General features: G+C 36.7%; 25 protein-coding genes and 2 tRNA genes. 10 read left to right on the forward strand and 17 right to left on the reverse strand.

Going from position 1 to position 24,398, the window contains the following annotated elements; translation table 11 throughout:
• Positions 1-838 precede the first annotated feature (838 nt).
• Together ACJRPK_RS04240 and ACJRPK_RS04245 are read left to right on the forward strand one after the other, a co-directional pair.
• Positions 839-1,129 carry a LytTR family DNA-binding domain-containing protein gene (locus tag ACJRPK_RS04240; protein WP_407138557.1) on the forward strand — a complete coding sequence of 97 codons (291 nt, stop codon included), beginning with the start codon at positions 839-841 and terminating at the stop codon, positions 1,127-1,129.
• Between the two features lie 90 nt (positions 1,130-1,219).
• Entirely contained in the window at positions 1,220-2,428 is a 1,209-nt protein-coding gene (locus ACJRPK_RS04245) for an intradiol ring-cleavage dioxygenase (RefSeq protein WP_386410453.1), read from the forward strand.
• 97 nt (positions 2,429-2,525) lie between these two features.
• Here ACJRPK_RS04245 and ACJRPK_RS04250 read toward each other — a convergent pair whose 3' ends face one another.
• From ACJRPK_RS04250 to ACJRPK_RS04265, 4 genes are all read right to left on the reverse strand, one after another.
• A complete protein-coding gene (locus ACJRPK_RS04250; protein WP_386410450.1) occupies positions 2,526-3,362 on the reverse strand; it encodes a DUF932 domain-containing protein in 837 nt (278 codons plus the stop codon).
• Between the two features lie 17 nt (positions 3,363-3,379).
• On the reverse strand, positions 3,380-3,541 hold the full coding sequence (locus ACJRPK_RS04255) for a hypothetical protein (protein WP_208080213.1): 162 nt from the start codon (positions 3,539-3,541) through the stop codon (positions 3,380-3,382).
• A 263-nt stretch (positions 3,542-3,804) separates the two neighbouring features.
• Positions 3,805-5,592, reverse strand: coding sequence for a ParB/RepB/Spo0J family partition protein (locus ACJRPK_RS04260; RefSeq protein WP_386410446.1), 1,788 nt, complete (start codon positions 5,590-5,592; stop codon positions 3,805-3,807).
• Positions 5,593-5,974: 382 nt separating this feature from the next.
• Positions 5,975-6,056: transfer RNA gene (locus ACJRPK_RS04265), tRNA-Leu, on the reverse strand.
• Positions 6,057-6,366: 310 nt separating this feature from the next.
• On the opposite strand from ACJRPK_RS04265, the gene ACJRPK_RS04270 reads away from it, so the two are divergent.
• From ACJRPK_RS04270 to ACJRPK_RS04300, 7 genes are all read left to right on the forward strand, one after another.
• Complete coding sequence (locus tag ACJRPK_RS04270) at positions 6,367-7,761, forward strand: dipeptidase (RefSeq protein WP_407138558.1); 1,395 nt, start codon at positions 6,367-6,369, stop codon at positions 7,759-7,761.
• 229 nt (positions 7,762-7,990) lie between these two features.
• Positions 7,991-8,362, forward strand: coding sequence for a BlaI/MecI/CopY family transcriptional regulator (locus ACJRPK_RS04275; RefSeq protein WP_148781224.1), 372 nt, complete (start codon positions 7,991-7,993; stop codon positions 8,360-8,362).
• A 77-nt stretch (positions 8,363-8,439) separates the two neighbouring features.
• On the forward strand, positions 8,440-10,335 hold the full coding sequence (locus ACJRPK_RS04280; RefSeq protein ID WP_407138559.1) for a M56 family metallopeptidase: 1,896 nt from the start codon (positions 8,440-8,442) through the stop codon (positions 10,333-10,335).
• Between the two features lie 210 nt (positions 10,336-10,545).
• Positions 10,546-11,109 carry a TetR/AcrR family transcriptional regulator gene (locus ACJRPK_RS04285; RefSeq protein ID WP_407138560.1) on the forward strand — a complete coding sequence of 188 codons (564 nt, stop codon included), beginning with the start codon at positions 10,546-10,548 and terminating at the stop codon, positions 11,107-11,109.
• Positions 11,110-11,186: 77 nt separating this feature from the next.
• Entirely contained in the window at positions 11,187-11,735 is a 549-nt protein-coding gene (locus tag ACJRPK_RS04290) for a carboxymuconolactone decarboxylase family protein (protein ID WP_407138561.1), read from the forward strand.
• Between the two features lie 4 nt (positions 11,736-11,739).
• Positions 11,740-12,054 carry an EthD family reductase gene (locus ACJRPK_RS04295; protein WP_407138562.1) on the forward strand — a complete coding sequence of 105 codons (315 nt, stop codon included), beginning with the start codon at positions 11,740-11,742 and terminating at the stop codon, positions 12,052-12,054.
• A gap of 35 nt (positions 12,055-12,089) precedes the next feature.
• Positions 12,090-12,737, forward strand: a complete 648-nt coding sequence (locus ACJRPK_RS04300; protein WP_407138563.1) for a DsbA family protein — start codon at positions 12,090-12,092, stop codon at positions 12,735-12,737.
• 112 nt (positions 12,738-12,849) lie between these two features.
• Here ACJRPK_RS04300 and ACJRPK_RS04305 read toward each other — a convergent pair whose 3' ends face one another.
• The 11 genes from ACJRPK_RS04305 to ACJRPK_RS04355 form a co-directional block, all read right to left on the reverse strand.
• Positions 12,850-14,625, reverse strand: coding sequence for a MutS-related protein (locus tag ACJRPK_RS04305; RefSeq protein WP_407138564.1), 1,776 nt, complete (start codon positions 14,623-14,625; stop codon positions 12,850-12,852).
• 30 nt (positions 14,626-14,655) lie between these two features.
• Entirely contained in the window at positions 14,656-15,015 is a 360-nt protein-coding gene (locus ACJRPK_RS04310) for an MmcQ/YjbR family DNA-binding protein (RefSeq protein ID WP_407138565.1), read from the reverse strand.
• Positions 15,005-15,631 carry a DUF4230 domain-containing protein gene (locus tag ACJRPK_RS04315; protein WP_148781232.1) on the reverse strand — a complete coding sequence of 209 codons (627 nt, stop codon included), beginning with the start codon at positions 15,629-15,631 and terminating at the stop codon, positions 15,005-15,007. The genes ACJRPK_RS04310 and ACJRPK_RS04315 overlap by 11 nt, the downstream gene beginning before the upstream one ends.
• 35 nt (positions 15,632-15,666) lie before the next feature.
• Positions 15,667-16,008 (reverse strand): hypothetical protein, encoded by a 342-nt coding sequence (locus ACJRPK_RS04320; protein ID WP_407138566.1) that lies wholly within the window; start codon positions 16,006-16,008, stop codon positions 15,667-15,669.
• Positions 16,009-16,012: 4 nt separating this feature from the next.
• Positions 16,013-16,762, reverse strand: a complete 750-nt coding sequence (locus ACJRPK_RS04325; RefSeq protein WP_407138567.1) for a cyclase family protein — start codon at positions 16,760-16,762, stop codon at positions 16,013-16,015.
• A 19-nt stretch (positions 16,763-16,781) separates the two neighbouring features.
• Positions 16,782-17,972, reverse strand: coding sequence for a radical SAM family heme chaperone HemW (hemW, locus tag ACJRPK_RS04330; RefSeq protein WP_407138568.1), 1,191 nt, complete (start codon positions 17,970-17,972; stop codon positions 16,782-16,784).
• A gap of 30 nt (positions 17,973-18,002) precedes the next feature.
• A complete protein-coding gene (ruvC, locus tag ACJRPK_RS04335) occupies positions 18,003-18,593 on the reverse strand; it encodes a crossover junction endodeoxyribonuclease RuvC (RefSeq protein ID WP_407138822.1) in 591 nt (196 codons plus the stop codon).
• A 47-nt stretch (positions 18,594-18,640) separates the two neighbouring features.
• Positions 18,641-19,120 (reverse strand): hypothetical protein, encoded by a 480-nt coding sequence (locus ACJRPK_RS04340; protein ID WP_407138569.1) that lies wholly within the window; start codon positions 19,118-19,120, stop codon positions 18,641-18,643.
• Positions 19,121-19,192: 72 nt separating this feature from the next.
• On the reverse strand, positions 19,193-20,377 hold the full coding sequence (locus ACJRPK_RS04345) for a tetratricopeptide repeat protein (RefSeq protein ID WP_407138570.1): 1,185 nt from the start codon (positions 20,375-20,377) through the stop codon (positions 19,193-19,195).
• Positions 20,352-22,046 (reverse strand): M56 family metallopeptidase, encoded by a 1,695-nt coding sequence (locus ACJRPK_RS04350; RefSeq protein ID WP_407138571.1) that lies wholly within the window; start codon positions 22,044-22,046, stop codon positions 20,352-20,354. Before ACJRPK_RS04350 ends, ACJRPK_RS04345 begins: the two co-directional genes overlap by 26 nt.
• Positions 22,043-22,411, reverse strand: a complete 369-nt coding sequence (locus ACJRPK_RS04355; RefSeq protein WP_407138572.1) for a BlaI/MecI/CopY family transcriptional regulator — start codon at positions 22,409-22,411, stop codon at positions 22,043-22,045. The genes ACJRPK_RS04350 and ACJRPK_RS04355 overlap by 4 nt, the downstream gene beginning before the upstream one ends.
• 130 nt (positions 22,412-22,541) lie before the next feature.
• On the opposite strand from ACJRPK_RS04355, the gene ACJRPK_RS04360 reads away from it, so the two are divergent.
• Entirely contained in the window at positions 22,542-23,045 is a 504-nt protein-coding gene (locus ACJRPK_RS04360; RefSeq protein WP_407138573.1) for a DUF456 domain-containing protein, read from the forward strand.
• Positions 23,046-23,199: 154 nt separating this feature from the next.
• Here ACJRPK_RS04360 and ACJRPK_RS04365 read toward each other — a convergent pair.
• Positions 23,200-23,273: transfer RNA gene (locus ACJRPK_RS04365), tRNA-Asp, on the reverse strand.
• 86 nt (positions 23,274-23,359) lie between these two features.
• Positions 23,360-24,289, reverse strand: coding sequence for a DUF58 domain-containing protein (locus tag ACJRPK_RS04370; protein ID WP_407138574.1), 930 nt, complete (start codon positions 24,287-24,289; stop codon positions 23,360-23,362).
• Positions 24,290-24,398 lie beyond the last annotated feature (109 nt).

Consider the following 24,398-nt stretch of genomic DNA (forward strand, 5'->3'; position numbering starts at 1 on the left):
CCGAAGTGATGGCTTTCCGATGAAAAAGCGGACTTAATTCACAATTTTGGCTCGGGAATGTAGTGTTCCTTCCCAGAGCATCGGGAAGGGTTAACGGAATAGAAAGCTAAAATTGGGGATTGTGTCCAAGATATTTGTAGTGAAGCTCTTTTCCCAAAATGTAGCTTTCCGCGAAATGTAGAGGAATGTGCTGAGTGGGTTCAGAAAATCAGATTTTCTATATAAGCGAAAAAATTCCTCTCTATTCCATTTAAATTTATTACTCCCAATATTTAAGTATATTGTATATCTAAAATTGCTTTGCGAGCTATCGAAATTGGGACAACTAATCAACACATATTATTTATTTAAGTTTTTCAAATCAAATAAAATTTGGATAGTATTATTTTTACTACTAATTAGTGTTGCTGTTTTCCAAGATTATCTATTCAGTAGATTACAACATACAGGGTTCTATATTTCTGAATCCCTGCTTTATAATGTGCTTTGGATTTTAACCATTCCTTTTATTTTTTTTGAATTTATCCTTTTAAGAAAATTATCCTTCACACGTAAAACGCCACAAATCATTTCAACTATTGCAATCAGTACGATTTTAAGCCTTACACAAATATTGCTTTCGGCACTCTTTTTCGTAACAATCAGTTACTTTGTATTTTCTCCAACACACCGATTTGACAATATTTTTAATGCCTATCTATCTAATCAATTCTTCATTCTTTTTTTAATTTATTTAATAGCTCCATTTGTAGAAAGCGCCATAAAGACTTTCCAAAATAAAACAACATCTTTAACCATTAAATACTCAAACAAAATTAAAGTTAAAATAGGGACAAAAATGGTTATGATAAAAACAGATAGTATCTACAGTATTTCCACCGACAAACCATATTCTACAATTCTTACCGATAATAGAACCTACATAGACGACCGTAGTCTAAGAGCATTTGAAGCATTGCTGAACCCTAAAGATTTTATTCGTGTACATAGGTCTACAATAATCAATTTAAATCACATCAAACAACTTAGTTCTCGTAAAAATGGTGATTATGATGCGGTGCTTGTAAATGGGGGAAAAATTAGAATGAGTAGACATTATAGAAAAAACTGGAATGCGCTACTCCAGTAAGACAAGTTTCTACTCCACATAGAGTTTTTATTCTATCATTGGTTGCATTCAATCTCCCTTTATCCTATATTTTTGTTAAAAACAATAATAATGAACAAGATTTTCAACGCTTTAATTTTAATACTGTTATTATTAAGTTTATCGAATTGTAATGGACAAAATAATTCTATTTCTACACAAAGAGAGACTCTAAGTAAAGATTTTGATAAGTTGTTACCCTTCTACTTCAAGATGCCTTCAAAATTATTTTCAGAAGATAGAAGCCCAGGATGGAAACAAAATGGCACAAAAATACTTCTGACCGGAACGGTTTACGAATTTGACGGGAAGACACCAGCATCCGGTGTTATTCTCTATTATTATCAAACAAATGTAAATGGTATCTACAGTACTAATCCGAAAGAGCCACGTAATATGCCCAAAAACAAATTGGGTCAAACCCATGGACATATTAGGGGATGGGTTAAAACAAATGCTGATGGCGAGTATTCCATCTACACAATAAAACCTGGCACATATCCCAGTAGGGATGAACCCGCACATATCCATATTAGCGTTAAAGAACCTGACTTAGAAAACCACTATTATATAGATGACTTTGTATTTGACAACGACCCTATGTTGACTTCAAGAAGAAGAAACGCTATGGAAAACAGAGGTGGCTCTGGTGTCATTCGCTTTGTTGAAAAAGATGAAATCCAAGTTGGCGAGCGGAATATGATACTAGGATTGAATGTTCCTAACTATCCAAAAAAATCTCTTAAAAAATATGTGTCTGGAAAAAAAATAGGGGAAGATGTAAGCTCATTTACACCTTTTCATGCCTTTGGCCCGGATAAGGGCACAAAAACCTGTCCTATTTGTAAATACGGATGGTACCACGGTATATTATATTTTGTTGGCAATGACCCTGATTGGATAGAAATTAGAAAGTGGCTTGTGTTTTTAGATAGCGAGAGTATTAAAAGAGAAAAATATCTTAAATCATATTTTGTATATGGCAATGATGAAAATTTCAATAAGGAAGACATTGAGAGAAAACTGGAAGAATTAGGCAAGGAACTTCAACTTAAAAATATTGCCTTGACCTTTGTACCCTCTCTTTCCGACAAAACTTCTGAAATCTATTTAAACAAGATAAATCAATATATTGCCAACACATTTCTAATCTATAGAAGAAGCAATATTATTGGAAAATACACAAACTTAAAACCAACACAAGGAAACTTTGATATGATAAAAGCACAACTTAACCAGCAAAGTGAATACTTCAAATTACCAAAGTCATCAAATAAATAGAGTGACCTTAAAAAGGTTAAGTAAACCTTTTTAAGGTAGTCATACTCTAATATTAAATTTAAAATCCAATTTAAGATACTGGGTAAACCTATAGACCTTAAGCCATTTCATAAACTTCATCGAATAGTTTTTTGTCCAACCGTTCTTGCTGACCAAAACTCTTCTTCAAAGTGTTATGTAATACTGAGTTAAAAGCGTTGTAACCTAACCACAGATTTGGTTCTTCATTGAGCAACAAGGCTTCGTAGTTCAAAATCTCAATGACCTCACGAGACTTTTTTGAAGGGTCACTATTCTTATCGCTACATTCATATCTAAAGAGCTTAGTCTTATCGAGAACTGCTTTTACAAATTCCTGCGTGTTGATGATTTTAAATTCCTTCATCTTATCGAATTTCTTGGTAATGGTGTAGAACTCATTATCCAGAAATTTATCGAACAGATTGCTCAACCTCGGCATTATGAGGTGTGTATTGTTCTTGATGTGCTTAATGGAAAACTCAATTTCCGCTTGTGAAACGTGCAAGCCATTGGAACACACTTTCCGATAGAATCCGAAGTGGCCAGAGGTCTTTTCGCTTCCATCGTATGAATTCTTAAATCGAAGCATCGGTAATATCAAATCTTTGTCGTTCTTCACCGTAAACTGGCTTTTGTCGTCGATTATAAAGTCGGTAATAAATGACCTATCGTTTTTATTAATGGTGCGCTTGTGGAAGTTCAGTTGTGCATCGGTCAGCATTTCTTCGGCTTTCTTGAAGAACATTTGATTCGGAATGTGGCCATAGCTGTTCGAGACCACATTGACGATTTTGCCATTTGATATGATGGCATTTTCAAGCCCTCGTCTGGATTCCATCTGTGTCAGGCTTTTTAAGGATTTCATTTCTGATGGAATAAAGATTTCATCCTGTTGCAAATTTTGTAAATACATAGCTTTTGAATTTTAGATTAAACATTTTGTAATAACACCGCATAATAGATTGGATGTTTTTCTCTGTAATAAGCCAAGTGGCTTTCTGCACTTTCAATGGTGTAATTTTCTTTACTCGATTGATAATGCATTTCAGCCTCTTGTGGCGAAATTTTAGGTTTTTCCGATACTCGTTTCATAATGATATATTTTGATTAAACAATATTTGAGCAGTACCCAAACGGAAGCTAAAATCTCAGCTCAAAAGGAAACGGAATAAATGAGAAGAGGGATGAGCGCAATGGCTTTATGCCGTAGTCTTTTGATGGGTGTATTTTACGAGTTTATCTTTGCGCTAACTATTGATTGATAACCCCTTCCTTGCGAATACATTCTTTTAGGCACTATTATTAAAAAGAAAAAGGGCCAGCACGAATGCCGACCCTTCTTCTAACAACAAAAGCTAATCGTTGAATTCCTGAATTTTCTTTTCAAGAACTGTGATACGCTCTTTCAAACGTGCTTCACGTTTGTCCCTCTTTTCGGCATATTCCTTCTCAATGCCGTCAATCTTGGATTTGTAATATCCCTGCATCGCACTGTAGAATGAAATGTTTGTCAGGTTATTCACGTGATTGCTCTCGCCAAAATGCACTTGCTTTGTGAGCATATAGCGTATCAGCTTGTGAAAGATTTCCTTTTTGAAATTCTTCTTGAAATTCCCGACCATTTCAACTTTGGTCATCTTGGACGTGTCGCTTAAGAACTTTGAAAAATACTTTTGTTGGCTCATATAGTCCACATTATTTTCAAAAAGCGATATTGAGAATGCCACCATTTCGTCTGTTGAAAGTGTCTTTTTCGTATTGATGTATTCGGTCTCACGAATCATCTGAACAACTTCTTCAAACTGCTTATTGTTCTCTATTTGCTTCTTACGGATTTCCCTTTCGTTGATTTTAATGATTTGTTCTTCAGGCGTACAATCGGCCATTTTCCTATTGGTCAATGGTGCTGAATATTCCGTGGATTCATCTTTTGATTTCTCAATTATCTTGACAAACACTTCCTTGTTCTGGTATGTCTCACGATGGAATACGATACCATTTACAAATCCATTGTCCGCTGCTAAATTGTAATTTTTCAACTCTTCTTCGTAATTCTGAATCGCTTCTTCCAATTCTGCCTTCAGTTCATCTTCGGAATAATCGTAATGTTGATATTCTATTTTGATGGCCTCTATTGTCGGCTTGGTAGGTTCTTCGATTAGTTCAACATCATCGAGAAGATAGACCTTCAATCCATTTTTTTCCAAATGTGAAATAATGAGCTGATTATTTTCGTCATCTACCCAATACTGTCGTATTTCAGGAATCAGTAGAATATTCTCTTTTTTCGATTTTTCAATCAGGTTCAAGAATGACTTCGTTTTCTTCGTTTCAAAACAAGCTGATTTTGTACAGACCATTTTACCCTCGCCGAACAGATTGCCTTGATTGGCCGCATTGAACGGACATTCTACACAAGACCCTGCTTTCGGCACCAACTTCTTATCCATTACATCAAAAGATGCTTTTTCCAAGTCATAGGTCTGGTCTTTAATCATCCTGTTGATTTGATGGGCACTAAAATCCTCGCCCATCGTTTCCAACATAATTTGTTGTTCTTCTGGTGTAAAAAGTGCGACACCTACACCCAATGAAATGGTCATTTCGCCATTGCGAACAAAGTGTTTGAAACCTTCTATCAAACCTGCCAATTTTAGGCGTTGTCTTACAAAGTTGTCCGTTCTGCCCAATCGCTTTGCGATTTCGGCAGGTACATACTTTTCACTTAGATAAGCAATCGCCTCAGCTTCTTCGGTAGGTTCTACATCTTGTCGTTGTAGATTTTCTATGATTTGAACTTCAAGAACATCATTGTTCTCATAAGTCCTCACGATACAGGGTATGGTCTTTTTTCCTGCCAGCTTACTTGCCCGATATCTGCGTTCGCCCATCACGATGACATAATGACCATTTAGTTGCCTTACCGTGATTGGCTGTAATACACCGTGATTTTCGATACTCGCAGAAAGTTGCTGTAATGCATCCTCGTTAAAAGTCTTTCTCGGTTGCTTAGGGTCAGGCTTGATTTTGCCAATGGGAATGTTCTCAATTTGAAGTGCCGGAACTTTCTTTCCGTTCAATTCTTTCTTCGCAGTAGTCGTTGTACTTCTGCGCTTTCTTGTGGTACTCGCTTTTGTTGTCATAATACTCAAATTTTAGATTAAACAATATTTGAGTAGAAACCAAACGGAAGATAAAATCTTGGCTCAAAAGGAAACGGAATAAATGAGTAGTGGAAGAAGCGTTGGCTTTATGCCGTAGTCTTTTGATGGAAGTATTTTACGAGTTTAACTTGCGGATATATTGTATGATAATAAACTTCCCTTCCGAAGAAAAAAGGTTGTGCTTTGGCAAAATTTATTATTTCATTGGTCAATTCATATACACTAAATTGAAATAATAGCATTTAGCATTAATACAAATGTTATCTTAAAAATACTGAAATGTTGTACCTATGTTGTACCTAACATTTTTTCCGACCCGATTTCAAACCAAAAAAAGCCGAAGATTTCTCTTCGGCTTTTGTGCGGGTGAAGGGACTCGAACCCCCACACCTTGCGGCATCAGATCCTAAGTCTGACGTGTCTACCAATTCCACCACACCCGCATAAAGTGCAATTTAACACTTTTTATTTGGTTTAATCCTAAGTCTAGCGTGTCTACCAATTCCACCACGCCCGCATTATAACTTTACAGAACTTAGGACTATCTGTAAAACGAGTGCAAATATACATAATTGTAATCAACCACAAAGCACTTTGTGAATTTTTTTAAATAATTTTTAGGGAAAAGTAATCCATCCTCACAATAAGGTAGCTCAGATTTTTTTCTTGGGTGTCAAAGAAGATTTTACCGGTTGCATCGCCCAGAGATCTGCCGCATTTTTAGTAATTTTAAGCAAAAATTAAAGCGAGTCTATGCAACACATACATTCTTACATACAAGAACATAAAGATCGATTTGTCAATGAACTGATCGAATTGCTCAAAATCCCTTCAGTTAGTGCAGATCCTGCCTTCAAAGAAGATGTGATTAAAACTTCCGAAGAAATTAAAAAGAGCTTAGAAAAAGCTGGCTGTGATCAAGTTGAAATATGTGAAACACCGGGGTATCCAATTGTCTATGGTGAGAAAATTATAGATCCCACACTTCCCACCGTTTTAGTATATGGTCATTACGATGTGCAACCGGCAGATCCTATTGAGTTATGGACAAGTCCACCTTTTGAACCAGTAATTAAAAAGACAGAGTTACATCCTGATGGAGCGATTTATGCCCGTGGTGCTTGTGACGATAAAGGGCAAATGTATATGCATGTCAAAGCACTTGAATTAATGACCAAAACTAATCAATTGCCTTGCAATGTGAAGTTTATGATTGAGGGTGAAGAGGAAGTAGGTAGTGAAAGTTTAAGTTGGTTTGTAGAGCGTAATCAAGAGAAGCTAGCTAATGATGTCATCTTAATTAGTGATACAGGCATGATTGCCAAAGATGTGCCATCCATTACGACTGGTCTGCGAGGGCTTAGTTATGTAGAAGTTGAGGTAACCGGTCCAAACAGAGATTTGCATAGCGGCCTCTATGGCGGAGCGGTGGCTAATCCTATCAATATTCTTACACAAATGATAGCTTCGTTGCATGATGAGAATAATCATATAACCATTCCGGGGTTTTATGATAAGGTAGAAGGGCTTTCTACAGAAGAACGTGCCGCAATGGCAAAAGCTCCGTTTTCATTAGATGCCTATAAAAAATCATTGGATATTAATGAGGTACATGGAGAAGCTGGGTATGTAACCAATGAACGCAATGCCATTAGACCAACCTTAGATGTCAATGGAATTTGGGGAGGCTATACAGGTGAAGGAGCTAAGACCGTTATACCGAGTAAAGCATATGCAAAAATCTCTATGCGTTTGGTACCTAATCAGGATTGGCAAGAAATCACGGCACTTTTTAAGGATCATTTTGAGCGTATTGCACCCAAATCTGTAACGGTTGAAGTAAAACCACATCACGGCGGACAAGGGTATGTAACGCCGATAGATACTATTGCTTACCAAGCGGCTAGTAAGGCATATGAAGAAAGTTTTGGCAAAACCCCGATTCCGCAGCGTAGCGGTGGGAGTATCCCAATTGTATCTTTATTTGAAAAAGAATTGAAGAGCAAAACGATACTTATGGGCTTTGGTTTGGATAGCGATGCTATTCACTCACCAAATGAACATTTTGGGATCTGGAATTACTTGAAAGGAATCGAGACGATTCCCTATTTCTACAAATATTTTACCGAGATGAGTAAACATAAATAGGGCATTCCCCTGCATAAAAATTACGGGTCGGGCGTTCCATTATATCTTTTGATAGGTTAGATTCTAACATTAATAAAAGATTTATAACTATCAAAAGGATGCCATTACACTCCCTAATGCAACACAAAACCATCTGTAACAGGATGGTTTTGTGTTTTTTGAGAATTTTATTTGGAGTATTAAATACTTTACTCTACATTTGTAGAATACATTCTAAATCTGTAGAGTAATGCAGTTAACAAAGTCCGAAGAACAAGTAATGAAATACCTCTGGAAACTTGAAAAAGGATTCATGAAGGATGTATTAGACTGTTTTCCCGAACCAAAACCTGCTACAACTACAGTAGCAACCTTATTAAAACGGATGCGGGACAAAGGTTATGTAGACTACACAACCTTTGGTAAGTCCAGGGAATATTATCCTCTGATCAAAAAATCAGATTATTTTGCTAAACATGTGAATGGTTTGATTAAGAATTTTTTTAACGATTCGGCTTCACAATTCGCTTCTTTCTTTACATCTGAAACAGATTTGTCAACTTCAGAATTAGAAGATCTAAGAAAGATTGTAGACCAACAACTTAAAAAGAAGCAACAATGATCGCGTATTTTTTAAAAACATCTTTTTGTCTCTTTCTATTATGGGGTTTTTACAAACTTTTTTTAGAAAGTCAAAACATGCACACCTATAAACGAGGCTACCTATTACTTAGTCTTGTAGCTTCTTTTACGATTCCTTTAGTCACACTTACCTATTATACCGATGCGATCACTACTCTTCCAGATAGTACTATGCCGTCGAATGAGGTGGGTATGGCAGATCAGTTTACAGCGGCTCCCGTGGTTGTCACAAATTATTTTGATTGGACCAGTGTTATATGGGGAGTATATCTTACCGGAGTTCTGGTTTTTGGCTTCCGTTTTATTCGAAATTTAATTCGTATCCAACAAAGAATTAAAAGTAACCCAATAGTAAAAGAACCCTTACACGTCAAAGTATTGTGTACCGATACCATTGCTCCCTATTCCTTTTTGAGATATATTTTTCTTCCCTTTCAGGCATTTAGAGCTAATGCAATTCCAAATGAAATTGTCGTACATGAAGAAGCGCACGTAGTAGAAAAGCATTCGTGGGATATTCTATTTTTAGAATGTATTCAAGTACTATTTTGGTTCAATCCATTAATAATTTTATTTAGAATAGCTATGAAACTAAATCACGAATTTCTGGCAGATTCGAGAGTATTAAAAAGTAAAAGTACGATAGAAACCTATCAAAACTTACTGATAACTTTTCCAAACAGTCTTAATCAAACTGAGTTATCCAGTGCATTCAATTATTCATTAACAAAAAAACGTTTACAGATGATGTCAACACACTTTTCAAGTAAAAATGCGGCGTTGCGACTTTTTGGCGCCGTACCCGTATTCGGTTTATGTACCGTATTATTTTGCAACGATATCGTTGCGCAGACGCAACCCAACACCCAAGAGACTGCTACCAAAGAAATTCGGGTGATAGAGGGTGCAGCCGATGACCAACAATCGTACGAACCTGTTACTTCTGATCAAATAACTCAGTATAACAACTGGGCGCAAAAAGTAACTAAAGGAATTCAATCCGGAGACTTTGGTACTATTAAAAAGAGTGAAGTAGCCAAAATGCAAGCGATTTACAAAGGAATGACTCCAGAACAACGAGGGGAAGTAGCACCTTTTCCAACGGTTCCGGCTCCGCCATTGGGTCAGAATGTTAAAGTTACGAATGCTATGATTGCAGCGTATAATGCCTGGGCCAAGGACGCTACAGATCAATTAGAGAATAATGATCAGGTGACTATCTTCGACTACGGTAAAATGAGTGCTATATACAAGCAGATGTCAAAAGAGCAAAAGGCAAAAGCAGAGAAATTTCCAGACCTGCCCGAACCACCTCCAGCACCGGCAGCACCAATTCCGTCAGGAACTGTACCACCACCACCACCTCCTGCCCCAGCGGCAACAGGTGTACATGTGCGAACAACGCATACGTCAGCACCAGCACCAATAGCGCCAATGTCAGCTCACGAACAGCATGCATTACAGCAAGAGATAGAAAAAGAGGTAGAGGCGGCAATGATGCATGAGCAAGAAGAGTTAGAGGCACTTAATGATATTGACGTAGAGGTTATGGTAGCGATGGAGACAGCAGCGCTATCTAGAGAACAAGCAAGAATAGAAGCAGAGATAGCCCGTTCATATGCAGAGGTAGCTCATGAACGAGCACATAAGGCTTCTAAATCTTCTCAGCTTGATCGTGAAGAGGTTAGAAAAATTTCAGAGAAAGCACGAAAGCAAGCAATGAAACATGCAAAAAAAGCGCGAAAGGAAGCGCTAAAAGCCCGGAAAGATATGATGAAAATCAGAGAAGAAGCCTTGCAAGCGGCTCAGCAAGCAAGAGTAGAAGCACAAGCGGTGCGTGTTGAATCCGAGAAGATAAGAAGAGAAGCAATGCAAGCTGCTCGCGAAGCTCGTATGGAAGCTTTACAAGCAATGAAACAGGAGAGAGAAGAAGCTGCTAAAAAGAAAGATTAAAAATAAGTAAATCAAGAAGCGACTGCTTAAAAGCTCTTTTTGTACGAAGGTACTCAAAGAGCTTTTTTTGTATTAATGGGATAGGCTAGTGCAGGGATTGTACCATTAGATTTTATAAAATCTCATAATATTAAAGAAACTAGTATTAAAAATCGTTAAAAAAACCAATATAACTAAGCAATTGATTAGTTTTGTGGTGTTCAATAATATATGGCAAGAAGAAAACAATATAAAGAGGAAGAAGTTATAGAAAAAGCAATGGCTTTGTTCTGGCGTAATGGGTACGAAAATACTTCTGTACGTATGCTGGAAACTGAGATGGGGATTAATCAATTTTCTATCTATTCCAGTTTTGGAAACAAAAATGGGGTCTTTCTTGAAAGTTTAAAGTGCTATAAAAATAAAATTAAAATAATTACAGATCGTTTAGAAGCCTCTAATAATGGCATAATTGGAATTAAAACGTATTTCTACGATTTTTTAGAGTTTGCTCAGGATAATGGTAGGAGTAGAGGTTGTTTAGTCACTAATACAGTTAATGAATTAGGAAGCAAAGCAGATCCCTTGTTACTGACAGAGTTGCAAAAGTTTGCAGCCCATATAAAAAATCTTTTCGAGGGTAACTTAAAACAAGAAAAATCGAAATCCAAAGCTACGGTGACTAAGGAGGCGAATTATTTACTAACCTCCATGCTTGGCTTATCGGTAGCATCAAAAATCATAAATACAGCCCAGTTAGAGGATTTCATAGAAACTGTGTTTATAAACATATAACTATTTTTTTACCTTATAACTAAGCAATTGCTTAGTTAAAGAGTACACGAATTAATAATTAATAAAAATTGAAAAGTATGAGTACCTTAAAAATTCACACAATTGATTCAGCACCCGAAGAAAGTAAAGCGTTGTTAGAAAAATCTAAAAAAGAGTATGGTATGGTCCCCGGATTACACGGTGTGTTAGCCGAAGCCCCCGGACTACTTGATGCCTATCAGAAGCTACACGAATTGTTTATCAATTCTTCTTTTAACAATGAAGAATTAACAGTAGTATGGCAAACTATTAATGTAGAACATGAGTGTCATTATTGTGTACCCGCACACACAGGTATCGCTAATATGATGAAAGTGGATCCAGCTATTACTGAAGCTTTACGTAACAGAACAGAAATGCCAACAGCCAAGCTACAGGCGTTACACACCATGACCTTAGCTGTAGTCCGCAATCGTGGATATGTTACTAAGGAGGATACGAAACCGTTTTATGAAGCAGGATATGCAGAACGTCAACTGTTGGAGATTATTTTAGGGTTATCTCAAAAAGTGATTAGTAACTATACCAATCATATTGCAGAGACTCCAGTTGATGCTCCATTTCAGAAATTTACATGGAAAAAATAAAATTATGATAAAAGTAAGTGTATTATATCCAAACGGTCCCGAGACCCAGTTTGATACCGAATATTATAAAAACTCGCATCTTCCTATGATCGCAGAATCCTTGGGGGATGCCTTAATAAGCATGGAGTTCAATATTGGGGTAGGCGGTAGAGCACCAGGTGAACAAGCACCATTTGTGGCGATTGCTCATCTTTTATTTGACTCGTTAGAATCTTTTCAAACGTCTTTTGGTCCTCATGCCGAAAAGTTTGCGGCCGACGTTCCTAATTATACGAATATAGAAGGGCAAATTCAAATAAGTGAAATTGTAAGTTTGTAAGATTAAGACGACAATTTTAATATAAGAAACAAGATATGAAGACAAATAAAATAAAATTAGATATTATCTCAGATGTTGTTTGTCCTTGGTGTACCATAGGATACAAGCGTTTGGAGAAAGCTATAGAGGAAATGGGGGTTAGTGATAAGTTGGATATTGAGTGGCAACCCTTTGAATTGAATCCTCATATGCCGGCTGAAGGGGAAAATGTACAGGAGCATATAGCTAATAAATATAATGCATCTCCTGAGGATCAGCAACGATCACAAGAACACATGAAACAAGCAGGTATAGAACTGGGCTTCACCTTTGATTATTTTGACCAAATGCGAATGGTCAATACGCGAGACGCTCATGTTTTACTTGACTTTGCCAAAGAAAAAGGAAAACAAACCGAGTTAAAGATGCGTTTGGTAACAGCATTCTTCAGCGAACGAAAAGATGTTTCGGATAGGGAGATCCTTATGCAAGAGGTTAAAGCTATTGGTTTAAATTCTACAGAAGCGCTTGCAAAATTAGATAATGATGATGCACGCTATGAGGTACAAGCTAAAGAGAGCTATTGGCAAAACCTCGGGGTCTCCTCGGTGCCAACCATGGTTTTTAATGGTAAAAGCGCAGTTACAGGAGCTCAAACAGTTGATGTGTATAAGCAAATTCTTACCGAATTACTGGATAATTAAATAAGCAATAGCGCTATTTTAGATGGTATCCATAATTATTGTTTACACAAAGTTATGGATACTGTCTTTTTTATAGAATAGGTTTAAAGTAAGTTACAGTTATTTTATATCATCAGGATTCTACAATTCCCATTTTCTTTAGTAGAAAAGAAGCATTCATATTTTGACACACACCTTCTTTAAAAGTGTAATCAAAGTACAATTCATCTTTTATAATTTGAGCATCAAAGAAACGGTTTTCAACCTCTGGTAGTTCATCCGCTATTTCGCACAAACTTAAATCGTGCGTAGCTATAATACCGGTGGCTTTTGCCTTGACTAATTTTTCAACAAATTTTTTGGATCCGGCTGCTTTATCCTTACTGTTTGTACCTTTCAAAATTTCGTCCAGTATGATAAAGTACTCATCATCCTCTAATGCATCCACAATCTTTTTCAACTGTGTTAATTCTGAAAAGAAATAGGAAGCATCATCGCTCAAGGAATCAGAGGTACGCATACTCGAGATCAGCTTGATCGGTTGATAGGAACAACTTGTGGCACAAACCGGTAAGCCGGCATTAGACATGACGATCTGTAGGGCAATCGTTCTCAAAAAAGTACTTTTACCCGCCATATTAGCTCCGGTGATGATAAAAAACTGAGCGCGATCGATAGTAATGTCGTTATCCACACGTTTAGCAGGATTAAGCATTGGGTGTCCTAAGTTTTTAGCTTGTATGGTTGTAGTGTCGCTCACTAACTCCGGAAAAATATAGTCGGGATGATTGAACGCAAAATTACCCAGGCTATTATACGCATCATAAAAAGCAATTGTATCAAACCACTCTTGTACATATTGATGGTTTTTTTCTATCCATCGTTCTATACGATAGCTTTGTCGCAAGTCCCAAAGCAAAAAACCATTGGCCACTACACCAAAGATCATATTGTTCCGTTGATCAAAAGCATTTAAAATTTTAGCAAATTCTTGCACAACCTTTGATGCCTGTTTACCTTCTCTCAGGATGCGTTGTTGTTTTTCTTTTAGGATGGAAGCTTCAAAAGTTGTCGATTCAATTTTCTCTAACAATTTATAATACTGTTCAAATGTATCTTTTACCTGATTGGCATTTGAGTAAAGTTTGTTTATTTGCTTTAATTTTATTCCCGTAATACCGAGTCCGATAAATAACCAGATGAGCAACTGATTGAAACCAATAATTTCTAGAAACAACAATGCAAAGATAACTACTGATATGCATGTGATTATATTTGGTAGCACCCGCATGATTTTAGGGACAAAAGGCGTATAAGTATGCAACCATTTCATAATGGTAGGTAAACCAACGGTAGCAGTGGCAAGTTGAGCGGTCGCACTATATTCTTGACGCCATTGCGCCATACGGCTCAAATTATCGATAGCAGCCTGTTTATCCTGAATGTAAGTTATATCATTCTTGCTTAATATATCTGCCAGTTTCTTACTACCGGCTTCTGTCGTGGTTCTGTTTAAAAATTGATAGAAAGAACGATCACCAAATAAATCAATATCATGACTATAGGGATGCTCAGGTTCTATAAATTCTGAACCATTCGCTATAGTTGTATAATTTCCTTCTAATACTTGCAACTCAAGCATATTGATCTCAATAAGCTTTTCCTGCTTATTTTTAGCATAGGTAAGTTTACTGTGTCGAGTAACCAGCCAGATAAAAAGTATGGAGCCAGAAAGGATGATTCCTGTTACCAGCGGAACATTGGGATAGGCTATGTAACTACCTGCAGCGATAATTAAAAAAATTATAAGACGGAGGAAACTGGAGAAAACAAGCTTTTTTTTGAGCTGTTGAAAAGCTTCAGTATGTTGATTAAGTTGTTGTGTGTAAAATTCCTTTGGTGTATTCATAAGGATATAATGTAATAGCTGATTTTAATTTTAGTCAAGGGTAGCAAGCAAGGCTTGTGTTTTTTTGGGCAGACTGGCAACGACAAGTTCATACGAATGATCAATAAGTTCTTTAAGTAAGGTGTCGGGCAGGCTATCACTAAATTCAACCGTATTCCAATGCTTTTTGTTCATGTGGTATCCGGGTATAATTTCAGAATAGGATTCGCGAAGTGTGATTGCACGATCCGGGTCACATTTGAGATTTACAGAAAAAGGAATTTTGTTGAGACCTGTTAAGGCAAACATTTTATCCATTACCTTAAAAACAAGAGTCGATTCATCAAAAGGAAAGCTTTCGGTAACCCCTTTTTTGTACAGGCAATAATTTCTAAAAGCTTCAATGTTCATTCTGATTCAGTTTTTTTGTTTTGGTTGAGCTGTCTAATGTCAGCTCAGAGTAATCTACGCTCCAACCTATAGATTCAGCTACTGTTTCCATCAAAGCTATAGCGGTTAAGGCTTCTTTTTTTGCTGATTCCATTAAACCACTTTGCGGAATTTTATCTACAATAAATTGCTTAGCCTCCCGATTGATATCCGTCAGATCTATGGATGTAAATGGATTGAGCCATCCTTCTTTCTTATCATAGTATTTAAAATCTGTTTCTATCGTTAAAAGTTTCGGCTGCGGAAAGTGAGTTATTTTCACAATTTTACGTTTTGTATCACTTTCCAACTGAACTTGAGATAAATCAAATCCGATATGAGCTTTGGCATCAATGAGAATGAGTGCTTTTTTCTTTCCGATCAGTAAACTAAAGAATTTGTCTTTTACGCTTTGATAATGGTAAATTTCGGCAAAGTCGCCTTCAACCGTAACTAACTTACAGACGCTTTTTATCTTTTCCATCAAGACCACTGATTGTGTTTCGATAGAACTTTTTCTTTTAGCTGCACTAAAGCGATTAAAAATAAAATAAGCTAACAGCACGCCGGCTAGTAGTCCGATAAAAAGTAATTCCATAGTTTGCTATTGATCCATTTAGGTAACGTAAAAATTTATTTTTTGACAACTTCAGTAAATCCCTGTTTGATCAAAACTGTTTTGTCTTTTTCTGGTACTGTAATGCTGTATAGTATAGTGCCGGGGCAACCGCAGGCAGCGCAGGCCATCATATCAGTGCTTTTTTGAGAATAAGTGAGTAATTCAATTGAGCGTGTTTTAAGGTAGTTTTCTAATCGCTCTTCATTGGAATTTCCTTCGTTTTGTTGCCATGGAGCTTCACATTGCTTAGGTGTGATTTGCAAGGTTGTAAATCCCGTGGGAGTAGTTGATTTTGTTGTCGTACAGCCAACGAATAATAGTACAAAGCTAACTATAAATATAAATTCTTTTTTCATTTTTTTACGTTATAATTTTATACAGAATCGGCTTACTGGGTGAGGCATCATTTTCAAATGCAGCTATTTGCAAATTTAGGAGATAGAGCCCGTCTTTTACCGAATCAGAGGCATAGAAAAGTTCGGTAATTGTAGCGTCCAGCCGTGTTGCTTCAGGATAGTTCCAAAAGGCTTTATGTGCTTTCAGTTCACCATTATCTTTTTCTTTATCCACAGATGGTAAATCAATTAATAGGTGCTTTACTCCTATTTCTCTTAGGTATATAGCAGCATCCTCACTCAGATACGGCCAGTTACTATGCGAATATTGTTTACTTTTTTTAGCATCTGTATTTGGTAAGGTGCGTATTAAGACAGCCTCAACAGATGAGTTAGTTAGCTTTTCTTTGAGTTGAGCTGAGGTAATAACAGCATCAGCTCCTTTTTGTTCCGGAGTGACCGAAATTAATGTTGCCAGAGACATAAATTGGGTCAGGGTTTTATTGATACTGTAAAACTCCGGGGTGATATGTCCAACACATTCGGTATGCGTCCCATGGCCGTGTGGATTAAAAAAGATATTATTAAAATTAGTCGAAGCACCCTTGCTGACTTTTCCAACCCAATCTCCATCGGTAACAGGTGTTATCTTCGGAGTACTAATATACCAGGCGTTAACATTTTGATTTGAGTCACGAATGGGAAGCGACAAATCAATGGGTTGTGAGAAATTGACTTTATATTTTGAGGTATGTACCTGTATTTCGGCTAGCATAAATACGTTTAACAATTAGTTACTTTAAATTTACTAAGAAAAGATCACTTGCAATACCATCACTCAGAAACTTTCCCTTTGGTGTGACAAAAAGATACGCTCCTTTTATTTGTAATAAATCTTCTTCTATATGTTTTTGAGCCTGCAACAATAGATGTTTAGCATACGAATCACCAAAATCGTTTGTAATCTTAGAAATGGACACTCCCCAAATGGTACGTAATCCGGTCATTACATATTCATTATAACGATCGGTGGTAGTTAAGACTTCCATTTCTTTGGGAACTTCATTTTGCTGAAGGGCTTTGATGTATTTGGGATTGTTACTTATATTCCAACTACGCTCTTTACCATTATAAGAATGTGCAGAAGGACCAATTCCCAAATATGACTTTCCTAACCAGTACGCGGTATTGTTTTGACTAAAGTATGCAGGTTTACCAAAATTAGAAAGTTCATAATGTACAAAGCCTGCATCGTTGAGCATGGCTACTAAGATCTCAAAATGCCTTTGTGCAGCTTCATCATTAATTGGTGGAACAATTCCTTTGGCAATAAACTTTTCTAAAGCTGTCTTTGGTTCTACGGTAAGTGCGTAGCTCGAAATATGCGGAATGTCAAATGACAGTGCGGTTTCTAAATTCTTAATCCAACGAGCATCACTCATCTCAGGGATTCCGTAAATAAGATCAATAGAGATGTTATCAAAATATTGCGTGGCTTGTTCGATACAGGTTTTAGCTTCAATAGCATTATGTGCGCGATTCATAAGCTTTAGATCTTCTTCAAAAAAGGATTGTATACCGATACTAAGTCTGTTAATTTTTGAGGCAGCAAGCGTTTTGATCGTTTTGAGTGATAAATCATCAGGATTAGCTTCCAGTGTAATTTCGGGAGTATCTAGTACGGTGTAATGTTTATATACGGTGTCCAAAATTTGATCAATTTCTAATTGAGACAAGACACTGGGCGTGCCACCGCCAAAGTAGATAGTTGCAATTGGTTGCTGGTTAAGTTCATTCTTGCGCAGCTCAATTTCTCTACAAATGGCCGCGATCATAATCTCCTTCTTTCCTAATGATGTCGAAAAATGAAAATCACAATAGTGACAAGCTTGCTTGCAAAAAGGGATATGAATATAAATACCGGCGGACGAGGGGTCTGCTTTTATTTCTTTTTGAAATGCAATATGATCGTAATTTGAATGCAACCTGTTTGAATAATTAGCGATTGAATTATTTTATAAAGAGTTTTTTCCTTTTAAAGGATTGGGAGCTTTTTTCACCCGGGTTTCGTTTTGCTTGACAAATGCAGCCCACCCTGTATAACTTTTTCCTACGATATCAGCACGGCCTATATTATAAAAATGACAAACTGCCGCTGCCAATCCATCGGTAGAATCCAGGTTTTTTGGGAGTGTTTTTAAGTTTAGTAAACTCTGCAGCATTTTTGCCACTTGTTCCTTACTGGCATTTCCGTTACCGGTGATCGCCATTTTAATTTTTTTCGGAGAATACTCAGTTACGGGAATTTCGCGACTCAGTCCTGCAGCCATGGCTACCCCCTGCGCACGACCTAGTTTGAGCATTGACTGCACATTTTTACCAAAAAATGGGGCTTCAATGGCAATTTCGTCAGGATTGTACGTATCGATTAGTTCGATAGTACGCTCAAAAATCAGTTTTAGTTTTAAATAATGATCGTCGTATTTACTAAGTTGAAGTTCGTTGAGCTGAAGAAAAGACATTTTCTTTTTTACAATTTTAATCAATCCAAACCCCATTATAGTGGTTCCCGGATCAATACCTAAGATAATCTTTTCATGTTCCAATGCCATCAATTTTTTACAAAGCTAATCAATTATTAAGGAAGCATGGGTTAATTTGTGTTGAGAACTACCGGAAGACGGTAGCGAACATTCACGGGCACACCTCGTAGATGTGCAGGCTCTACAGTGGGTAAGCTCGACACACTTGCAGTTAATAATGATTCTAGATCCGGTAGCTGTTCAGACAAAAACTCTGGCAGCTCATAGTTTTCGATAATAATGGTTCCATTAGTGTTGACTAATAATGAAACCCAAAGTGTATCGGTAATATTCTCGCTTACCAAAAGTACATCTTTATTGATATAGTTGTGGATGTGTTGTGTCAACGTTTGTTGAAAACACTGCATACCGTCGATCTCGGGCTCGTCAGCACAAGTTTTGAATAGGGGTGGTTCATCCACTTCTGAGCGATTCAGTTTATGCCATTCCTCTTCTTTTATATCATCGCGATGCTCTCTCTTTACAATCAGTTGGTCGCAAGAGAACGAGGTTAATAATAGCAGCAATAATATTCGTTGATGGTTCTTCATATTCTATAGCCCAATAGCAAGGCAAACTACATAATTTTTTTAAAACCACAGAGCCGGTTATAGAGATATCCTTTATTTTTTTGAGGCTTCGACCGCCTGTTCTGTTAATTTTTCTAATCTGGTTGCCGCAATGTTTACAAAATATTGAGTATTCTTATCGTTTTTGAAGCGGTTGATATAAGATTCGTACTGTTTGATTTTTAGCTCAGGATCTTTATAATAAGCATCATAAAAAAGAGCAAGTTGATAATGTCCCCGGTGAGAATCTGGAGCTTCTTTTATATATATCTTCATATGGGCGATAGCATCTTTCCAATTTTCCTGATGACGATACATCATAGCAATTTGAAAAAGTTCTTCATCTATTGACGGGCGTTTAAGCTGTATTGCCGTTCTATAGTGCTCGATAGCCTTTTTGAATTTTGATTCCTTATAATGCGCAAAAGCAAGATGTATGTGATAAGTTGAATTTTGATTATCATAAGAAAGTGCCAGAGTATAATGCTTTATGGCTAATTTGAATTGATAAGACCTGTTATAGCAGTGCCCCAAAGAAGAGTGGATATACTCATTTTGTTGATTGAGAGTTAGTAGTCTTTGGAAATGGAGGATTGCATTTGAATAATGCTGTTGAAGCATTTCGTTTTGTGCGCGTAATGAAATGAGTTCTATATTATCAGGATACGAATTGAGTCCGATGCTTATTAAACTATCAACCTTCTTATAAGCTCTTTTTCGTAGATAAGAGGAAGCTATTTTGCCACAGCTTTTTTGATGTGTACTATCTAAGTAAAAAGCTTTTAAATAGTATGACATAGCCATTGAATCCCTTAAATTTTCCTTTATCAAACCAAGCCGATATTGAAAATCTGGATTTGTAGGATAATTATCGGTAAGAAGAGTGTATAAACTATCTGCAGTCTCAAATCGTTTTGTTTTATAGTAAAGTCTTGCCAGTTCGTTTTGAAGTAAAACAGCAGATGTGTTTGTAGAACGGATAGCTTCTTCATAGTGGTAGATGGCTTTACCATGATTTCCATTAGCGTTATGGGCCTTTGCTATTTTTAAATGTAAGTTGCTATTAAGTTGTCCAGTATTACTATAGATGACTATTGCTGAGGCATAGGAACCTACTGTAAATAAACTGTCAGCTTTTTTTATAGCATCTTGTTGCGCTTGAGATGCAGTAAAGATGCAACAAAGTACCAACAGGTTTAAGTAATTGAAATTATTAAACCACACTAGGAGTATAGACATAAAGTTGATGATCGTACGAACTTTTAGAAATAAAGGATTTTGCATTTACCATAGAAGTATGTTTGCTTAAATACACATAAATATAGCCATCACTAGCATCTTGAAAGAAACCGGGAGTAAATCCGGCTTCTTTTAAGGTTTTTAACTGCTTTTCTAAATAACTTGCTTTCTTGAAGACATTTGTGATGACATAAAATGACGAGTCAACCGATGAACTTTTCATCGCCAACCTTTGATTTTTATCACTTGTTGTAGAGACGTCTGCATTTCCGTCAATATTTAAAATAATAGGAAGTGAATATAACACCCCAACTTTTTTGCCTTGGTGCTCTCCGGGGATCATTGTGGGCAATGAGCGTACCACCCGTTTTGCCTCGTTTTCCAGTTCAAGAGTTGCTGCTCTGGCTTCTACATCAACGATCTCTCCAGTATTGTCAATTTTAAAGCGTACATAAATTTTATTTTCGCCGGTTTTGGCAAAAGCTCGTACTGTTGCTACATCAAAATTGGTGTTGATAAATGTTTTAATTTCATTAGAAACACATGCTTTGCGTTCAGCATTATTGTTTACATCTCCACAGTTGCTGGAGGTAGGTACTATATCGATAAGATTAAATGGCACTCCTTTAGCCAAATCAAAATTTGACTCATCATTAGAATGATTTTTTAATAAGTCTAAAAGCTGACTTTTTTCTTTTTGAGTAAGTCCCTTTTCTGCTACCTTGTCTTGCAAATTTTGAATGAGTAATGAGGTTTGGGTGACTTCAGCATTGCTAACTATATCCTCAGAGCTTTCACTGGAGCATGAGATGTACAGAAGCATGGTTGCCATTAGTGGTAGTAATGCCACGTACTTCAAGCGTAAAATGCGATTTGATTTTGATTTTTGTAACATAATAATTCGTTTTTTGATTAATGAATAATTGAAAAATTGATTGATGAATTGAATGTTTTCCGTTTCAAAAACGGTGTTCAATAACTGTTGGTAATATGCTTTTTTGCCCAGAAGAGCAACACTCTTTGTGTCTGCTATATATTCATGGAGCGTAGATAAGCGAGAACGGTAGAGGTAGAGTAAAGGATTGAACCAAAAGATAATTTTGAGCAATTCTACTCCTACTAAGTCCAAGGTATGCCGTTCTTTTATGTGAACAAGCTCATGAGCAATAATTTGTGGTTTCTGAGTTTCGTTGAGTTGGTCGCCCAGATAGATGGATCGGTTAAAGGAGAAGGCATCATTGCTGCTTTTTAAAATAAATATGGTAAAACCCTCTATTGAGGTTATTTTAGCCTCTTTTCTAAGACGCCTTAAAACCAGAAGTTTATGAATAAACAGACCAATGAAGCAAGATGCTCCTGCAAGATAGCATGTCCAAAACCAAGGGATGCTAGGGTTCTTGGAAATTAGAGGTGTCGGAGACACAGGTACTAATGCATTTTCTTGCACAGATGCCCCTAAGATTACCTCAGGAAGGCTGATTATATATTGAGGGGGAATTGCTTGTCGAAGCAGATCAATCTGTATTATAGGCAGCAAGAGTGATGCAACTAGAGTGCCTGTCAAGTACATGCGATTAAGTGTAAAAAAGGTGTCTCGTTTATGCAAGATGTCATAAAACAAAAGGAATAGCACCTGAAACAATATGGTATGTAAGATATAATTGATCATGGTAAAGTTTTTTTATCATCCAGTTCTTTTAAAATTTGTTCAAAATCCTTTAGACTGATGTTATTTCTCTTAACAAAAAAGGAAACCATATTTTTAAAAGATCCGTTAAAATAATTGTCCATTAGCTTGTTCAAGGACTGATTACTATACTCCTCTTTTTTGAGTGTTGGAAAATATATATATCCCTTACCTTGCTTACGGTGGGATGCAAATCCTTTATTCTCTAATATTCTGATAATAGTTGATATAGTATTGTAAGCAGGTTTAGGCTCTTCCATTTGTTCAATAATATGAGCAACAGAGGCTTCTTCTAGTTCCCATAAAAAATGCATAACTTCTTCCTCCGCTTTTGTAAGTTGTTTCATAGATTTTATTTAAATCTTTTTAACTAAAAACATAGTTGTATAATTCAAATATAACTAATTTTTTAGTTTAAACTAAAGTTTTAGGTGAAAAGTTTTGTAACGAAGCTGCTATGAGTGAGTCCAATAGCGTATGATATTAGATATAACTTTATTAATTATAGCCGGAGTATGTTGTGTGTTGGGCTTGGTCGGGAGTTTTATGCCGGTTCTCCCGGGTCCTTTGACTTCTTGGGTTGGACTCGCCATCTTTTACAACACTTCTTTTATGCAATGGGATTGGGTGTTTCTTGGAATTACGCTAGCTATCTCTATCATTGTGTGGCTTCTCGATTATGTAATTTCTGCAGTAGGCACTAAGCGATTTGGAGGTACGCGTTACGGAATAATTGGAACAACTATAGGGCTTATTGTCGGAATCTTGTTTCTTGGACCCTTTGGAGTTATAATAGGGCCATTTTTTGGAGCCCTCCTTGGTGAGATGATGAATCCAAAGCAAAATGTTCAAAACGCCTTAAAAGCAGCCTTGGGTTCGTTGATAGGCTTTCTCTCAGGAGTTTTTATAAAATTTTCAGTTAGTGTGATTTTCCTAATAATCTTTGTTGTCAAAGTCTTCGAAAACTGGAATTCTATATAATAACGGCTTAAATCTAAAAAAGCCTCTCCATTTTTCAGGAAAAGCTTCTCATTGGTTTACTACTAAACCACTCACGCTAGCTGCGTGAGACAACACAACATCTTTTATTGCTTAAAAAAAGCTTCAATAAAAATTGAAGCTTTTAGCAATGTTGCGGTCTGGACGGGACTCGAACCCGCGACCCCCTGCGTGACAGGCAGGTATTCTAACCAACTGAACTACCAGACCAGTGCGTTATTGCGGTTGCAAATATACGCCTCATTTTGGTTCTCGCAAGCGTTTTTTAAAAATTTTTTAATTTTTTTTTGAAATAATTACGCAAATTTTTGTCTTTCAATTAGATATGTTGTCAAAATTTTTTCGAAGTTTTTTGAAATATCAGCATCGACGTAGGTGATACCGTATTGTAGACATTTTAATTTGAGTTCATAAAAATAAGAGGATACCGCATTTTGGTAATTTTCTTTAATTGTATCGGCATATAGATTGATAAAATCTCCTGTTTCGACATCGACAAAACGCGTTGGTTGATTATCGAAGCTAAAATTCACTTCCGTAGTACTGTCAAAGGTGTGAAATAGGACCACATCATGCTTATTGTACTTTAGATGTTGTAAGGCTTCAAAAAGTTTAGTTGGATCCGTGTCAGGCTGGAACATATCGGTAAAAAGGAATATAAGCGATCGCCGGTGGATTTTTTCAGCAATTTGATGAAGGAATGTGTAGGTATCCGTTTGCTTGCGATCAGATGTTCTCTTAATGCTTTCATTAAGCTGATGAAGCAACATTTGATGATGCCGTTCACTACCTTTTTCAGGGGCATAATATTCATAGGTAGTATTGTAGACGCTTAATCCTACGGCGTCTCGTTGTTTCTTGAGCAGCTGCATGAGGCAGGCAGCAGCTAAAGCAGAAAAACTTATTTTATTGAGGTGTTCTAAATCCGGCTTCTTGATGTTGGGATAATGCATAGAACCTGAATTATCAATGATAATATGACAACGCAGGTTGGTCTCTTCCTCATAGCGTTTGGTGTATAGTTTATCTGTCTTGGCGTATAGTTTCCAATCAATGTGTTTGGTGCTTTCACCAGAATTATACACCTTATGTTCTGCAAACTCTGCAGAGAATCCGTGAAATGGACTTTTATGCATTCCGGAAATAAAGCCTTCGACTATCTGTTTGGCTAAAAGCTCGAGATTGGTAAAACCCGAAATGCCGTGAACTTCTTTTTCAATATCCATTTTTTTGTACTTTCTTATGCAATTATAGGGGATGTTGCGTACCCAATATACATAACTTATCCATAATTTGGTAGTGTGTTCTATAAATTAGTTGCGAGCAGCGCTGATA

Origin of the sequence: Aquimarina sp. 2-A2, from assembly GCF_045505135.1 — a bacterium.
Classification (GTDB): Bacteria; Bacteroidota; Bacteroidia; order Flavobacteriales; family Flavobacteriaceae; genus Aquimarina; species Aquimarina intermedia.

What these genes read in the sequence shown, in the direction of transcription:
- ACJRPK_RS04240 (WP_407138557.1), top strand. Translation starts at nt 839, where the DNA reads ATGGTTATGATAAAAACAGATAGTATCTACAGTATTTCCACCGACAAA.
- ACJRPK_RS04245 (WP_386410453.1), top strand. Translation starts at nt 1,220, where the DNA reads ATGAACAAGATTTTCAACGCTTTAATTTTAATACTGTTATTATTAAGT.
- ACJRPK_RS04250 (WP_386410450.1), bottom strand. Translation starts at nt 3,362, where the DNA reads ATGTATTTACAAAATTTGCAACAGGATGAAATCTTTATTCCATCAGAA.
- ACJRPK_RS04255 (WP_208080213.1), bottom strand. Translation starts at nt 3,541, where the DNA reads ATGAAACGAGTATCGGAAAAACCTAAAATTTCGCCACAAGAGGCTGAA.
- ACJRPK_RS04260 (WP_386410446.1), bottom strand. Translation starts at nt 5,592, where the DNA reads ATGACAACAAAAGCGAGTACCACAAGAAAGCGCAGAAGTACAACGACT.
- ACJRPK_RS04270 (WP_407138558.1), top strand. Translation starts at nt 6,367, where the DNA reads ATGCAACACATACATTCTTACATACAAGAACATAAAGATCGATTTGTC.
- ACJRPK_RS04275 (WP_148781224.1), top strand. Translation starts at nt 7,991, where the DNA reads ATGCAGTTAACAAAGTCCGAAGAACAAGTAATGAAATACCTCTGGAAA.
- ACJRPK_RS04280 (WP_407138559.1), top strand. Translation starts at nt 8,440, where the DNA reads ATGCACACCTATAAACGAGGCTACCTATTACTTAGTCTTGTAGCTTCT.
- ACJRPK_RS04285 (WP_407138560.1), top strand. Translation starts at nt 10,546, where the DNA reads ATGGCAAGAAGAAAACAATATAAAGAGGAAGAAGTTATAGAAAAAGCA.
- ACJRPK_RS04290 (WP_407138561.1), top strand. Translation starts at nt 11,187, where the DNA reads ATGAGTACCTTAAAAATTCACACAATTGATTCAGCACCCGAAGAAAGT.
- ACJRPK_RS04295 (WP_407138562.1), top strand. Translation starts at nt 11,740, where the DNA reads ATGATAAAAGTAAGTGTATTATATCCAAACGGTCCCGAGACCCAGTTT.
- ACJRPK_RS04300 (WP_407138563.1), top strand. Translation starts at nt 12,090, where the DNA reads ATGAAGACAAATAAAATAAAATTAGATATTATCTCAGATGTTGTTTGT.
- ACJRPK_RS04305 (WP_407138564.1), bottom strand. Translation starts at nt 14,625, where the DNA reads ATGAATACACCAAAGGAATTTTACACACAACAACTTAATCAACATACT.
- ACJRPK_RS04310 (WP_407138565.1), bottom strand. Translation starts at nt 15,015, where the DNA reads ATGAACATTGAAGCTTTTAGAAATTATTGCCTGTACAAAAAAGGGGTT.
- ACJRPK_RS04315 (WP_148781232.1), bottom strand. Translation starts at nt 15,631, where the DNA reads ATGGAATTACTTTTTATCGGACTACTAGCCGGCGTGCTGTTAGCTTAT.
- ACJRPK_RS04320 (WP_407138566.1), bottom strand. Translation starts at nt 16,008, where the DNA reads ATGAAAAAAGAATTTATATTTATAGTTAGCTTTGTACTATTATTCGTT.
- ACJRPK_RS04325 (WP_407138567.1), bottom strand. Translation starts at nt 16,762, where the DNA reads ATGCTAGCCGAAATACAGGTACATACCTCAAAATATAAAGTCAATTTC.
- ACJRPK_RS04340 (WP_407138569.1), bottom strand. Translation starts at nt 19,120, where the DNA reads ATGAAGAACCATCAACGAATATTATTGCTGCTATTATTAACCTCGTTC.
- ACJRPK_RS04345 (WP_407138570.1), bottom strand. Translation starts at nt 20,377, where the DNA reads ATGTCTATACTCCTAGTGTGGTTTAATAATTTCAATTACTTAAACCTG.
- ACJRPK_RS04350 (WP_407138571.1), bottom strand. Translation starts at nt 22,046, where the DNA reads ATGATCAATTATATCTTACATACCATATTGTTTCAGGTGCTATTCCTT.
- ACJRPK_RS04355 (WP_407138572.1), bottom strand. Translation starts at nt 22,411, where the DNA reads ATGAAACAACTTACAAAAGCGGAGGAAGAAGTTATGCATTTTTTATGG.
- ACJRPK_RS04360 (WP_407138573.1), top strand. Translation starts at nt 22,542, where the DNA reads ATGATATTAGATATAACTTTATTAATTATAGCCGGAGTATGTTGTGTG.
- ACJRPK_RS04370 (WP_407138574.1), bottom strand. Translation starts at nt 24,289, where the DNA reads ATGGATATTGAAAAAGAAGTTCACGGCATTTCGGGTTTTACCAATCTC.